Here is a 13,306-nt window from a genome sequence, read left to right as displayed (position 1 = left end):
CGTGGGTCGCCTCGGGTCATCCGGCCTCCTGAGGCGACCCACGGCCGGCCGGGTACTCGAACATACGTGCGCATCCCCGTCGTGGACATCGAGAGGCGATTCGGGGCCTGAAATCGCCTTCGCGAAAGACCCGGATCCCCCAGGGGGCCACTCCGGGCTAAACCGACATTTCATGCATAATGGCAATTATGCATGAAATGTCGGGGGACCCGGGCACCGGAATTGTCGGTGCTGTGCGGTACAAGATCCACATGAGGCTTTCCGAGGCACAGCAAGCCTTCTTCGCCGCCCGCCGGCCGCGCAAGGACTCGCCGCACACCACCGACGCCTACCGGCGGGACCTCGCCGGGATCACCACTCTCCTGGTTTCGGAGCTCGGCCGCCCCGCCGAGGACCTGGAGGTGGCCGAGCTGACCGGACCGGCGCTGCGGTCGGCGTTCGGCGCGTTCGCGGACGGGCACGCGAAGAGCTCGGTGCTGCGGGCGTGGTCGACGTGGAACCAGTTCCTGACGTTCTGCGTGGCCGACGGCTTGCTGCCGGGCAACCCGATGGGTGCGGTGGCGCGGCCGCGGACGCCGGCGTTGACGCCGAAGCCGTTGCGGGGTGAGGAAACCCCGGAGCAGCTGCTGTCGGCGGCCGCCGCCGGGTCGCGGCGCGCGCGGGATCCGTGGCCGGAGCGGGACGTGCTGGTGATCGCGCTGGGGCTGGTGGCGGGGTTGCGGGCGGCGGAGATGCGGGCGCTGACGTCGCGGTCGCTGGTGGGGCGTGCGGGTGAGCTGCGGTTGCACGTGAAGGGCAAGGGCAGCCGGGATCGGTCGATCCCGGTGCAGCCGGTGCTGGCGGAGCTGATCGAGCGGTACCGGGAGTCGTGCCGGGTGCGGTTCCCGAACGTGCGGTCCTCCCCTGGTTCGCCGTTGCTGCTGGACCGGGCGGGTGAGCCGATCGGGCGGGGTGCGCTGGAGTACCTGGTGAAGTCGTGTTACCGGGGTGCGGGGTTGCACGACCGGGTGCCGGCGGGGGCGAACTTGCACGCGTTGCGGCACACGTTCGCGACGCGGTTGGCAGAGGACGGGGCGACGGCGTCGGAGATCATGGCGTTGCTGGGGCACGCGAGCTTGGCGACGAGCCAGAACTACATCGAGGCGACGGGTCGTGAGCAGCGTGCGGCGGCGGCGAGCAACCGGACGTACCGGGCCCTGGACGGGTTGGGCGCGGGGTCGTGAGGGGTCAGCGGAGTTGTTCGAGGTCCTTGGCGGCGCGGGCGATTTCGTCGGCGAGTCCGCGTAGTTCGCGGGCGTCCGCTCCGTCGTCGACGGCGGTGACGATGTCTTCGGCGGCGCAGCGGAGCTGGAAGAGGCGGTCCTGGAGGGCGGCGATCTCGGTGTCGGAGAGCACGACGGCGTCTTCGGGCAGTCCGCTTCGCTGGAGTGCGGTGCGGCGTTCGTAGGCGCGCTGGCGGCAGGATTGGCCGCAGTAGCGGCGCCGTCGGCCGACGTTGCCGGCTTCCGGGAGGCGGCGGCCGCACCAGCCGCAGTGCTTGGGGGCGCCGCGGCGGGCCGGGACGGGTTCGAGCTGGGTCAGTTCGGCGGCTTCCCTCACCCGGGAGACCCTAGCTGGCCATCGCCGGGTCATGCCGGGGTCATGGCGGAAGTGCACACTTGGGGGATGCAGCCGTCGTTCCCGTACCTGGCCGATCCGCTCCCCCGCGCCTTCGCGCACCGGGGGTGGCACCTCGATGAGCTGGACGGGTTGGAGAATTCGCTGCCGGCGTTCCAGCGGGCGTGCGCGGAGGGGTACCGGTACCTCGAGACGGACGTGCACGCGACGGCGGACGGTGTGGTGGTGGTGCACCACGACGCGAACCTGGACCGGACGACCGATGGTGCCGGGGCGATCGCGGCGCAGACGTGGGAGCAGCTGAAGGGCGTCAAGGTCGATGGGAAGGTGCCGTTGTCGCGGTTGGAGGAAGTGCTGGAGGAGCTCCCGGACGCGCGGTTCAACATCGACGTGAAGGTGGATCGGGCGGTGGAGCCGTTCGTGCGGGTGCTGGAGCGGACGGGTGCGCATGACCGGGTGGCGGCGGCGGCGTTTTCGGACGCGCGTTTGATGCGGTTGCGGAAGCTGGCGGGGCCGAAGCTGGTGACGGCGATGGGGCCGCGGTCGGCGTTCGCGTTGTGGGCGCGGGGGAAGCTGCCGCTGCTCCCCCTGGGCCGGCTGGTGCTGGGGGCGATGGCGCAGGTGCCGGTGCGGCAGGGTGCGTTGCGGGTGGTGGACAAGGCGTTCGTGTCGATCGCGGGTCGGTCCGGGATCGAGGTGCACACGTGGACGATCGACGATCCGGCGGAGATGCGGATGCTGCTGGACCTGGGGGTGCACGGGATCGTGACGGACCGGCCGGACCTGCTGCGCGAGGTGCTGATCGAGCGGGGTGCGTGGCAGCGGTCGCAGGGCTCGTGAGTGGTTGGGGCGGTTCTGACCGCCCTGACCACTCACGAGGGGGTCAGCGGGGTGCTTTGCCCTGCCAGGCGGCGGTCCAGGTCTTGGGGCCGAGGAGGCCGCTGTCCTTGATGCCGTTGGCGCGTTGGAGGTCGAGGACGGCGGTGCGGGTCTTGTCGTAGTAGCAGCCGGTGCCGGTGAAGCCGTAGCCGTAGGCGTTCATGCGGAGCTGGAAGGCCTTGAGCGGGGCGGCGCAGTCGCCGTAGGAGTAGACGACGCCGGGCCAGGCGGGCATCGGGCCGCCGGGGGGCGGCGGGGTGGGCTGGGGTGCGGGGCCGCCACCGATGTAGGCGGAGTCGGCGTAGGTGGGGACGCGCTTGCTGCGGGCGTCGGCGTCGCCGGCGAGCTTGAGCATGCCGGCGCACTGCCAGGGTTGCCAGCCGCGCATGCGGTAGAGGTAGAGGGCGCGGTAGTCCTGTTCGGCGGGTGCGGCCTGGTCGGGGCGGCCGGTGCCGCCGACGCTGCGCCAGGTGGGCAGGTCGAACTGGTAGGCGCCGTAGTAGCCGTTGCCGGTGTTGGTGGCGTAGCGGCCGCTGGATTCGCACATGCGGAGCTTGGCCCAGGCGGTCGGCGCGGGGTCCGCGGAGGCGACGGCGGGGATGGTCAGCTGCAGACCCATGGCGGCGAAGGCGAGGAGCAGGACTCTCGCGACGGTGCGTCTCCGGATCTGGATCATGGGAGCACAGTAGGAGTGTGCCCCACTGACCACAAGGGACACACTGCGCGCCTCAGTCTCACATGAAACACCGTTCACATCTGTTCGCGACACGCGGTGACGGCGGGACCGTGATTGCCCCGGAAGTGGCGGATGCGCGCGATGCGACAAACCGGACACGGTTTCGGCGGTGCTGTGAGCGTCGTCGCTACCTCCCAGTAGTCTCCGCGCTGACCTGGAAGTTCTTGATTCGAAGGAGCCGTGGATGACGCTGGCCGGGACGCGCTCGACCAAGCGCGAGCGCTGGGGCTGGTATTTCTACGACTGGGCGAATTCGCCGTTCTATTCGTCGTCGACGACGGTGTTCGGCGCGTTGTCCATGAGCGAGATCGCGGCGGCGGACGCGAAGACGAACTTCACCCTTAATGGGGACCGCGCTTGCCTGAACGCGGCGGGCAAGGCGGACACGCTGCACAACTGCGACGTGACGTTGTTCGGGCTGCACTTCCCCGCCGGTTCGGTGTGGGGCTACCTGCTGTCGGTGGCGACGGTGGTGCAGGTGCTGGTCCTGCCGATCGCGGGTGCGGTGGCCGACCGCAGTCACAACAAGCGGCGGATCCTGGGCGGGTTCGCGTTCCTGGGTGCGGCGGCCGCGGCGGCGATGTTCTTCCTCGCGGGGTCGGACTGGCAGCTGGGCGTGGTGCTGTTCATCATCGCGAACATCGGTTACGGCGGTTCGCTGGTCGTCTACTACTCGTTCCTGGTGGACATCGGGAGCCCGGACGAGCGGGACGACATCTCGGCGAAGGGCTGGGCGTTCGGGTACCTGGGTGGCGGGCTGGCGCTGGCGCTGCAGCTGGGGTTCTACCTCGGGCACGCCACGTTCGGGGTCAGCGAGGGCATGGCGGTGCAGATCTGTTTCCTGACCTCGGGGCTGTGGTGGGCGGCGTTCACGATCCCGGCGGTGCGCCGGCTCCCCCGCCGGCACACCCCGGTCGACGTCGTGCCGGGCCGGACGGTGCTGCGGGCGGGCTTCGCGGAGCTGCGGCAGACGCTGGTGTCGGCGAAGGCGTACCCGTTGACGCTGGCCTTCCTGGGCAGCTACCTGGTCTTCACCGACGGCATCAACACGGTGGTCACGGTGTCGGCGCAGTACGGCAAGGACGAGCTGGGCTTCGGCAACAGCGTGCTGATCATGACGATCCTGGTGATCCAGTTCGTGGCGTACCTGGGCGGGACGCTGCACGGGCTGGTGGCGCGGCGGATCGGGGCGAAGCGGACGATCCTGGGCAGCCTCGTGCTGTGGGTCGTGGTGCTGGCCGGGGCGTACTTCGTGCAGCCGAAGCAGATGCTGCAGTTCCTCGCGGTGGCGGTGGGGATCGGGCTGGTGCTGGGGGGAACGAACGCGCTGTCGCGGTCGTTGTTCAGCCAGATGATCCCGGCGGGCAAGGACGCCCAGTACTACTCGCTCTACGTCGTGGGCGAGCGCGGGACGTCGTGGCTGGGGCCGCTGGTGTTCGCCGGGGTCGGGCAGGCGACGGGGTCGTTCCGGCTGGCCATCGTGGCGCTGGTGATCTTCTTCGCGGCGGGTCTGGTGCTGGTGTGGCTGGTGCCGGTGCGGCGGGCGATCGTGGCGGCGGGCAACACCCCGCCGGAGGTGCTCTAGGCCCCGATAGGGTCGACGGTCGTGACCTTTGTGAACGACCGGGCCGCCGGCCCCGACCCCACGGACGCCCTGTCGTCGGTCCCCGCGGCCGGTTCGCGCCGCGGGACGCCGCCGGTGGGCAGGCTGAAGTTCTGCTACGGGCCGATGGACTGCGGGAAGTCGACGCTCGCGCTGCAGATCGACCACAACCACGCCCGGCAGGGGCGGCGTGGCCTGATCCTGGTGCGCCACGACCGTTCGGGCGCGCCGCAGATCTCGAGCCGGATCGGGCTGACGCGGCAGGCGGTGGAGGTCGTCGAAGAGACCGACGTGCGGGACCTGGTCCGGCAGGAGTGGGCGCGCGGGCAGCACGTGGACTACGTGGTGGTGGACGAGGCGCAGTTCCTCTCCCCCGCCCAGGTCGACCAGCTGGCGGAGCTGGCCGACGAGGTCGAGATCGACGTGTACTGCTTCGGGATCGCGACGGACTTCCGGAGCCGGCTGTTCCCGGGAGCCGCTCGTCTGTTCGAATTGGCGGACGAGCTGCAGCCGGTCCAGGTGGAGGTGCTGTGCTGGTGCGGGCTGCCCGGGCGGTTCAACGCGAGGGTGGTCGACGGCGAGGTCGTGCGGGAAGGCGATACCGTCGTGGTGGCAGATACCGAACAATCCGTAGTTGAAACTTCAGCTTCAGCACGATTTGAGGCCGAATTCGCTACGGTGCGTTATCAGGTATTGTGTCGCCGCCACTTTCGATCGGGTGACTTGGGGCCGGTTACTGCTCATCACGGTCAGTTACGGTTGACCTGAGTCAGGCCCCAGTAGCCCATCCGGGGGATATCAGCACTAAGAAGGCCGTATTGACGTCACGCCGGAGCGCGAAACGCCTCCTACTAGAGGAAGCTGATGCCGGCGGGTGACGCAGCTCATCGTGAGCAACGACATGGTCTCCCGGGAATCCCCGGGGGCCCTGAGTCGTTGCATAGGGTGAGCATCACCCTGGCTCCACCCCGGAGCTGACTGAAAGGACCCCACTATGGCCGACCGTGTTCTTCGTGGAAGCCGGCTGGGAGCGGTCAGCTACGAGACCGACCGCAACCACGACCTCGCTCCACGCCGCACCGTGCGTTACGCATGCCCGAAGAACCACGAGTTCGAGGTGCCGTTCTCCGACGACGCCGAGATCCCGACGGTCTGGGAGTGCCGCCTGCACGGCAGCGAATCGGAGATCGTCGACGGTGGGCAGCCCGAGCAGAAGAAGGTCAAGCCGCCGCGCACCCACTGGGACATGCTGCTGGAACGGCGCACGATCCCCGAGCTCGAGGACCTGCTCAACGAACGTCTCGCCGAGCTGAAGGGTCGCCGGACCTCCCGGTCCGCGTAGTCCCGTTCAGCCCGTAGCAACCGCGACCACCACGACGGAAAGGCCCCCGCGACCTCCCCCCGCGGGGGCCTTTCACCTACCCGGACCTCAGCGCGCCGGGCCCGGATGTCATGAACGACCCTTTCACCGCGTCCGGCGAGGTGAACGACCCTTTCATGACGTTGCTCGCCGCCGGGACCCGCTCGCGCTGAACGGGCCGGCCAGTGCCGCCCACTGCAGGAGCATGATCGTCTTCGCGTCGGCGATCTCCCCCGTGCCGATCATCTTCAGCGCGTCCTCGAACCGCAGCTCCACCACCTCGATGTCCTCCCCCTCCGCCGCGATCCCGCCACCCGCGCCGCGGTCGGCCGGGTCGTACGGGGCCGCGTAGCAGTGCAGGCGCTCGGTGACCGAGCCCGGGCTCGTGTAGACGTCGAACACGTGCTCCAGCGCGCCGATGCGGACGCCCGTCTCCTCCTGGGCCTCGCGGCGGATCGCCGTCTCCGGGTCGTCGGTGTCCAGCAGGCCCGCGGCCGTCTCCAGGAACATGCCGTCCGGGTGGTCGTTGACGTAGACCGGGTAGCGGAACTGGCGGGTGAGCAGCACCGTGCCGCCCGCCGGGTCGTACAGCAGCACCGTGGCGCCGTTGCCGCGGTCGTAGGTCTCGCGCTGCTCGGTCGTCCAGCGGCCGTCGCGGTGCTGGAAGTCGAACGTCGTGCGGCGCAGGACGTACCAGGCCGAGGACAGCAGCTCGACGTCGGTGACCCGGACGCGCGGGTTGCGGGCCGGGCTTGTCGAAGAGGTCATGTCGCGACCATAATGTGCATGACTCGGAAGAAACAAGGAGGACCGTGCATGCTGGTCGGGGAACGCCGTGAACTGCTGCTCGCCCGGCTGGCGGGTGAGGGCAAGGTGCTGGCGAAGGACGTCGCGGCCGAGCTCGGGGTCTCCGAGGACAGCATCCGGCGGGACCTGCGCGACCTGGCCGCGGCCGGGCTGTGCCAGCGTGTCTACGGCGGGGCGCTGCCCGTCTCCCCCGCGCTCGCCGACTACGCCGGCCGCACCGCCATCGCCGTGGCCGGCAAGGACCGGGTCGCCGCGGTCGCCGCCGGGCTGGTCCGGCCCGGGTCGACCGTCATCCTCGACGGCGGCACCACCACCCTCGCCGTCGCCAACGCCCTCCCCCGCGACCTCGAGGCCACCGTCGTCACCCACAGCCCGACCGTCGCCGTCGCGCTGCTCGAGCACCCCGGCGTCGAGGTCTTCCTGCTCGGCGGGCGGCTGTTCCGGCACTCCGCCGTCACCTGCGGCGCCGCCGCGGCCGAGGCCGCCCAGGCGATCAGCGCCGACGTCTTCCTGCTCGGCGTGACCGGCGTGCACCCCGAGGCCGGGCTCACCACCGGCGACGCCGACGAAGCCGCGATGAAACGCACCCTGGCCCGCCGCGCGGCCGACACCTACGTCCTGGCCAACGCCGAGAAGATCGGCGCGGCGTCGCGGTTCCCCGTCCTGCCCTTCGCCGACGTCGCCGGTGTGATCACCGACTCCGCCGACCAGAACGTGCAGGAACTTGCAGACCTCGGGGTGCCGATCCTGCGGGCGTGACCTCGGCGAACCACTCACGGCCCGCGACCACCGCGAACAGCGGTGCCGGCAGCCACACGAGCAGCCGCAGCACCGCCGAGAGCCGCCCGGGACCGCGGACGTCGGACACGTGCGCGGCGAGCGCCGCCTGCTTGCGCCCGGCGAAGCGCCGGACGTCGAAGCGGTGGGTGACGGCCGCACCCGGGCTGTAGGCGTGCTCGAGCGCCTCGGCGTCGTACCGGAACGGGATCCGCAGCGCCCGCAGCACCCGGACGAACCGCAGCGCGAAGTCGCGGGGCAGCGTGGCCTCCAGCAGCCGGGTCCCGGTCAGCCGGGCCGCCCGCCGCGCCACTTCGTGCACCTTGACGTGGTCGGGGTGGCCGTAGCCGCCGTGGGCGTCGTAGCCGAGCAGCAGGTCGGCCCGCTCCTCGTGCAGCAGGGCCGCGAGCCGGTGCGCGGCTTCCTCGGTGTCCGCGCGGGCGAAGCGCTGCCGGCCGGGTGGGTCCGGGTACAGCTCCGGCCCGTGCCCGCTGTCGGCGTACCCCAGGTGCACGACGCGCCGCACGCCGAGGATGGCCGCCGCGGCCTCCAGCTCACCCCAGCGGGGTGTCGGGTGCTCGGCGACCATGCCGTCGGTGGCCACGACGACCACCACCCGGTGCCCGTCGGCCGCGGCCCGGGCCAGGGTGCCGCCGCTGAGCAGCACGGGGTCGTCAGCGTGGGCGTGGAAGGCCACGATGGTCGTCATCGGCCCCATGATGGCCCAGAACGGGAGAAGACGACGTGAGTGCACACCGGGCCCGGTTCGCGGCGATCTTCGACGAGGAGGTCCGCAGGCACAACGAGCGGTTCCGGGCGGTGGCCGCCGTCCGGCCCGGCGAAGACGTCCTCGACGTCGGCTGCGGCACCGGTGAGTCCACGCGTGAAGCCGCCGCGGCGGGCGCGAACGCGCTCGGCGTCGACCTCTCCGCGCCGGCCATCGCCAAGGCCCGCGAGCTCGGCGGCGCGGCGTTCGAGGTCGCCTACGTCCAGACGCACCCGTTCCCGGCGGCCGCGTTCGACGTCGTGCTGTCCCGGTTCGGCGCGATGTTCTTCCCCGACCCGCCCGCGGCCTTCGCCAACCTCGCCCGCGCGCTGCGTCCCGGCGGCCGCCTGGTGCTGCTCGTGTGGCAGGACCGCGACCGCAACGAGTGGTACTCGCTGCTGCGCGACGCGCTGGCCCCGGGCGCCGAGCCACCGCCGCCCGGGCCGCACTTCTCCCTCGGCGACCCCGGCCGCACCCGGGCGCTGCTCGAAGGCGCCGGCTTCACCGGCGTCGAGTTCACCGCACTGCGCGAACCGGTCTGCTACGGCCCGGACGCCGCCACGGCGACCGAGTTCGCGCTTGGCCTGCTCGACGTCAAGCAGCTGCTCCCCGACGGCGACGAACACGCCGTGACGCGCCTGCGGGACGCCTTCGCCGCGCACGAAACCCCCGAAGGCGTGCTCCTCGGGGCCCGGACGTGGCTCGTGACCGCGCGGCTCAGCCGCGCTTGACCAGCCGCCGCACCTGGTGCCAGCGCCGCTCCACGCCCCACTTCGCCACCCGCAGGAACGCCTCGCGGATGATCGAGCCGCTCATCTTCGACTCGCCGATCTCGCGCTCGGTGAACGTGATCGGCACCTCGACGATCTCGAAGCCCGCGTCGGCCGTGCGCACGGTCAGGTCGATCTGGAAGCAGTAGCCGTGCGAGTTGACCTCGTCGAGGGCCAGCTTCTCCAGCACCGGACGGCGGTAGGCGCGGAACCCGGCGGTGATGTCCCGCACGCGCATGCCCAGCGCGAGCTGCGAGTAGACGTTCGCGCCGCGGGAGAGGACCTGGCGGTTGAGCGGCCAGTTCACCACGGCGCCGCCCGGCACGTACCGGGAGCCGATCGCCAGGTCGGCGTCCCCGACGGCGTCCAGCAGGCGCGGCAGGTCCTCCGGCGCGTGCGAGCCGTCGGCGTCCATCTCGACGATCGTGTTGTACTCGCGTGCCAGGCCCCAGCGGAACCCGGCGATGTAGGCGGCGCCGAGGCCGGCCTTTTCGGTGCGGTGCAGCACGTGGACGTGGTCGTTCGCGGCCGCGCGCTCGTCGGCCAGCTCGCCGGTGCCGTCCGGGCTGCCGTCGTCCACCACGAGCACGTGCACGTCCGGGAGTACCTTGTGCAAGCGATCCAGGATCGGGCCGAGGTTTTCCCGTTCGTTGTACGTCGGGATCACCACCAGCACCGGATCGATTTCCCGGGCCCCCCGCGGCGCCTGCGACATCCGTGCTCCTCCGATATCCGCGGCGGTCAGTCCGCCGCTTCCCCTGCTGCCGTGCCGGCGCTCGCGCGCCGGGTGCGAAAACGGAGTACGAGCCCGCCGGCCACCCCGGCGATCGCCAGTGCCAGCAGCCCGTACTCCGTCCACGCACCGAGTCGATCCGACAGCGTAGTCTGCGTCCGGAGCGGGACGCGCCCGACCAGGGAATCCGCGGTGAAAAGGCCCGTTGAGCTGGTCACCGTCCCGTCGGGCGCGACGATCGCGCTCACCCCTGAGACGGCGGACACCACGACCGCCCGGCCGTGCTCGACCGCCCGCAGCCGGGACATGGCCAGCTGCTGCACGCTCATCTCGCTCTCGCCGTACCAGGCGTTGTTCGTCGGCACCACGAGCACCTCGGCGCCGTCGCGCACCGCGTCGCGGGCCGGGTAGTCGAACGCGGCCTCGTAGCAGACGAACACGCCGACCTTGGTGCCCGCGACGGCCAGCGTCTGGTTGGCGCCGTCGCCGGGGAGCATGTCGACGGTCTCGGCGTCGAGGAACGGCGTGACGAGCTCGGCGAGCTTGCGGGCCGGCACGTACTCGCCGAAGGGCACCAGCTGCTGCTTCGCGTAGCGCTGCCCGGGCCCGGTGTGCGGGTCCCAGGCGATCACGGAGTTCTGGATGTGCCCGTCGGGCAGCTCGTAGAGCGCGCCGATCAGGGCGGGGACGCCGAAGTTGGCGACGAGCTGGTCGACCTGCGGGTCGGGGCCGGTGACGGTGGTGGCGCTCTCCGGCCACAGCACCAGGTCCGGCTTGGGGACTTTCCCGGCGCGGACGGCGTCGAGCAGCCGCTGGCTCTCGGCGATGGTGTTGCGCCGCAGCAGCACCCGCTCACCCTGCAGGGCGAGGCCGATGTCGGGGGCGTTGCCCTGGACGGTCGCGATGGTGCGTTCGCCGTCCTGGGCGCCGGTGCCGATCGCCGGCCACAGCGCGAGCCCGGCGAGGACCGGCAGCACGGTGCCGAGCGCGGCGAAGACGGCCGGGCGGGTGACCTCGCGCGTCTCCCACAGGCGGGTGGCGAGCGCGGCCAGGCAGAAGCCGGTGAAGACGACGGCGAGGCCGACCAGCGGGGCGCCGCCGATCGAGGCGAGCGGCAGGAAGGCGCCTTCGGGCTGGCTGAACGCGACCCGGCCCCAGGGGAAGCCGCCGAAGGGGAACCAGGCGCGCGGGGTCTCCAGCGCGATGAACACCAGCGCGCCCCACAGCGGCGCCGGCGGCAGGCGCGCCACGAGGGTGATCAGACCGCCCGCGAGGCCGTAGTAGAGCGCCAGCGCGAACGACAGGCCCAGCCACGGCCACGGGCCGAAGTCCGGGCCGAGGAAGTCCAGCAGCCACGTCAGCAGCGGCAGGAAGAAGACGAACCCGAACGCGAAGCCGTAGCCGAACGCGCCGCGGAAGCTGCGCCCGCGCAGCACGAGGGCGAACCCGGCGAACGCCAGCGGCGCGAGCCACCACAGCGGGCGCGGGGCGAAACTCAGGTAGTAGGCGAAGCCGGACACCAGGGCCCCGGCCAGCCGCAGGAGCCACGCGCGGGGGAACCGCCGGGTTCGCGGGGGTTGGTGCGGGGCGCCCGGTTCGGGGTCCGCCACGGTGACTGCCACGACTGAGAACTCTAGGTGATGGCGTCGTGGAGGACCGCACCCGCGCGGACCGTCCGCAGGCAGCGCGGGAGGTCGGCGTCCGGTTCGAGCCTCGGCAGCGGCGGCACACCCGCGCGCGGGTCGGTGGACCAGCGCTGCACGCGGCTGTCCGGGGTGGCCACGACGAGGTCGGTGGTGTCCCAGATCGCGTAGTGCGCCGGCGCGCCCGGGACGAGGCTGCCGGTGACGCCGTCGTTGACGCCGGCCGCGCGGTGCCCGGCGCGGGTGTGGGCGGTGAACGCCGCCCGCGGCGACAGGCCCGCGCCCGGCGTCCGGTGGTAGGCGCCCGCGCGGACGCTCCCCCACGGGTCGAGCGGTGTCACCGGCGCGTCGGAGCCGAAGGCCAGCAGCACACCTTCGGCGGCCAGTGCGGAGAAGGGGTTGAGCCCGGCGGCGCGATCGGGGCCGAGGCGGTCGGCGTACATGCCTTCCGGGCCGCCCCAGAGCGCGTCGAACAGCGGCTGCACCGAGGCGACCGCGCCCCAGCCGGCCAGCAGTTTCGCCTGCTCGGTGGTCACCATCTCGACGTGCTCGAGGCGGTGGTGGCGGGCGGCGAGCGCGCGCTGCCCGACCTCCTTCTCGGCGAGCCGGAAGCCTTCGACCACTTCGGCGACGGCGGCGTCGCCGATGACGTGGAAGCCGGCCTGCAGCCCGGCTTCGGTGCACGCGGCCAGGTGCTCGCCGATGCGGTGGGCGTCGAGGTAGAGCGTGCCGGCGCCGGTGTGGTCGGCGTACGGGGCGCTCAGGGCGGCGGTGTGGGAGCCGAGGGCACCGTCGACGAAGAGGTCACCGGCGAGGCCGCGGGCGCCGAGTGCCTTGGCGGTGTCCACCGCGCCGAGCTCGCCCCAGTAGCCGACGACCTCGGGGGTGTCCGGGCCGGCGAGGTCGAGGAGGGCGGTCAGGTCGTCGGCGCCGGAGATGTCGGGGCCGGCGCATTCGTGGACGCTGACGATGCCCTGCTTCGCGGCTTCGGCGAGGAACGCGCGCTGGGCGCGTTCGCGCTGCCCGGGCGTGATGGCGGCGCGTACGGCCGCGCGGACGGCGTGGTGGGCGGCGCGGGTCAGCGGGCCGTCGGGCGACCAGCCGTCGGCGGCGCGGGCGGCCGGGGCGAGCTCGACCAGCGCGGTGGACACGAGCGCGGAGTGGACATCGACGCGGCTGAGGTAGACGGGCGCGCCGGCGGCGGCGTCGTCGAGCTCGGCGCGGCTGGGCAGGCGCGGGTCGGTCCAGGCGGACTCGTCCCAGCCGTGGGCGAGCAGGACCTGGCCCGGGGTGACGGCAGCGCGGACCCGGCCGAGCAGCTCGGCGCGGTCGCGGACGCCGGTGAGGTCGAGGCCGGTCAGGTGCAGTCCGGTGGCGGTGGCGTGGACGTGGGCGTCGACGAAGGCAGGGGCGACGAAGGCGCCCTGGAGGTCGACGATCTCGGCGTTTTCGTGGAGGGCGCGGGCCGGGGCGTCCTGGCCGACCCAGACCACGGTGCCGCCGGTGACCGCCATGGCCGTGGCGTCCGGGCCGGCGGGGGTGTAGATGCGCCCGCCGAGCAGGAGCGTCGTGTGTTCGTCCGTCACGCCCCCGAGTCTCCCCCTGGTCGCCGGGC

14 protein-coding genes are annotated in these 13,306 nt (G+C 72.2%); 7 read left to right on the top strand and 7 right to left on the bottom strand.

The window, feature by feature from the left end; all coding sequences use genetic code 11:
* The first annotated feature begins 233 nt into the window (after window positions 1-233).
* Window positions 234-1,223, top strand: a complete 990-nt coding sequence (locus MUY14_RS13445; protein WP_247023320.1) for a tyrosine-type recombinase/integrase — start codon at window positions 234-236, stop codon at window positions 1,221-1,223.
* A 4-nt stretch (window positions 1,224-1,227) separates the two neighbouring features.
* Here MUY14_RS13445 and MUY14_RS13440 read toward each other — a convergent pair whose 3' ends face one another.
* Complete coding sequence (locus MUY14_RS13440; RefSeq protein ID WP_247023319.1) at window positions 1,228-1,599, bottom strand: hypothetical protein; 372 nt, start codon at window positions 1,597-1,599, stop codon at window positions 1,228-1,230.
* Window positions 1,600-1,665: 66 nt separating this feature from the next.
* Here MUY14_RS13440 and MUY14_RS13435 point away from each other — a divergent pair, with 66 nt between their 5' ends.
* Complete coding sequence (locus MUY14_RS13435) at window positions 1,666-2,457, top strand: glycerophosphodiester phosphodiesterase (RefSeq protein ID WP_247023318.1); 792 nt, start codon at window positions 1,666-1,668, stop codon at window positions 2,455-2,457.
* A gap of 43 nt (window positions 2,458-2,500) precedes the next feature.
* On the opposite strand, the gene MUY14_RS13430 is transcribed toward MUY14_RS13435, so the two are convergent.
* Window positions 2,501-3,172 (bottom strand): transglycosylase family protein, encoded by a 672-nt coding sequence (locus tag MUY14_RS13430; protein WP_247023317.1) that lies wholly within the window; start codon window positions 3,170-3,172, stop codon window positions 2,501-2,503.
* A 244-nt stretch (window positions 3,173-3,416) separates the two neighbouring features.
* On the opposite strand from MUY14_RS13430, the gene MUY14_RS13425 reads away from it, so the two are divergent.
* From MUY14_RS13425 to MUY14_RS13415, 3 genes are all read left to right on the top strand, one after another.
* Entirely contained in the window at window positions 3,417-4,817 is a 1,401-nt protein-coding gene (locus tag MUY14_RS13425) for an MFS transporter (RefSeq protein ID WP_247023316.1), read from the top strand.
* A 21-nt stretch (window positions 4,818-4,838) separates the two neighbouring features.
* Window positions 4,839-5,603, top strand: a complete 765-nt coding sequence (locus MUY14_RS13420) for a thymidine kinase (RefSeq protein WP_247023315.1) — start codon at window positions 4,839-4,841, stop codon at window positions 5,601-5,603.
* A gap of 226 nt (window positions 5,604-5,829) precedes the next feature.
* Complete coding sequence (locus MUY14_RS13415; protein ID WP_003081521.1) at window positions 5,830-6,177, top strand: RNA polymerase-binding protein RbpA; 348 nt, start codon at window positions 5,830-5,832, stop codon at window positions 6,175-6,177.
* A gap of 153 nt (window positions 6,178-6,330) precedes the next feature.
* On the opposite strand, the gene MUY14_RS13410 is transcribed toward MUY14_RS13415, so the two are convergent.
* Window positions 6,331-6,963 (bottom strand): NUDIX domain-containing protein, encoded by a 633-nt coding sequence (locus MUY14_RS13410; RefSeq protein ID WP_247023314.1) that lies wholly within the window; start codon window positions 6,961-6,963, stop codon window positions 6,331-6,333.
* Window positions 6,964-7,011: 48 nt separating this feature from the next.
* Here MUY14_RS13410 and MUY14_RS13405 point away from each other — a divergent pair, with 48 nt between their 5' ends.
* Window positions 7,012-7,761 (top strand): DeoR/GlpR family DNA-binding transcription regulator, encoded by a 750-nt coding sequence (locus MUY14_RS13405; protein ID WP_247023313.1) that lies wholly within the window; start codon window positions 7,012-7,014, stop codon window positions 7,759-7,761.
* Here MUY14_RS13405 and MUY14_RS13400 read toward each other — a convergent pair.
* Entirely contained in the window at window positions 7,694-8,488 is a 795-nt protein-coding gene (locus MUY14_RS13400) for a PIG-L deacetylase family protein (RefSeq protein WP_247023312.1), read from the bottom strand. The genes MUY14_RS13405 and MUY14_RS13400 overlap by 68 nt on opposite strands.
* A 35-nt stretch (window positions 8,489-8,523) precedes the next feature.
* Here MUY14_RS13400 and MUY14_RS13395 point away from each other — a divergent pair, with 35 nt between their 5' ends.
* Window positions 8,524-9,276 (top strand): class I SAM-dependent methyltransferase, encoded by a 753-nt coding sequence (locus MUY14_RS13395; RefSeq protein WP_247023311.1) that lies wholly within the window; start codon window positions 8,524-8,526, stop codon window positions 9,274-9,276.
* Here the strand turns inward: MUY14_RS13395 and MUY14_RS13390 are convergent.
* Genes MUY14_RS13390 through MUY14_RS13380 form a run of 3 tightly spaced genes read right to left on the bottom strand, consistent with a single transcriptional unit; the run spans window position 9,263 to window position 13,277 of the window.
* The gene (locus tag MUY14_RS13390; RefSeq protein ID WP_247023310.1) at window positions 9,263-10,030 is read right to left on the bottom strand and encodes a polyprenol monophosphomannose synthase; all 768 of its coding nucleotides are present in this window, start codon (window positions 10,028-10,030) and stop codon (window positions 9,263-9,265) included. The two genes, MUY14_RS13395 and MUY14_RS13390, sit on opposite strands and share 14 nt — an antisense overlap.
* Before the next feature lie 26 nt (window positions 10,031-10,056).
* Window positions 10,057-11,670 carry an apolipoprotein N-acyltransferase gene (gene lnt, locus MUY14_RS13385; protein ID WP_247023309.1) on the bottom strand — a complete coding sequence of 538 codons (1,614 nt, stop codon included), beginning with the start codon at window positions 11,668-11,670 and terminating at the stop codon, window positions 10,057-10,059.
* An 11-nt stretch (window positions 11,671-11,681) separates the two neighbouring features.
* Entirely contained in the window at window positions 11,682-13,277 is a 1,596-nt protein-coding gene (locus tag MUY14_RS13380) for an amidohydrolase (protein WP_247023308.1), read from the bottom strand.
* Window positions 13,278-13,306: the final 29 nt, after the last annotated feature.

The organism is Amycolatopsis sp. FBCC-B4732 (genome assembly GCF_023008405.1).
In the GTDB taxonomy this organism is placed as follows: Bacteria; Actinomycetota; Actinomycetes; order Mycobacteriales; family Pseudonocardiaceae; genus Amycolatopsis; species Amycolatopsis pretoriensis_A.
This window is presented reverse-complemented; position numbering and strand designations above follow the sequence as displayed.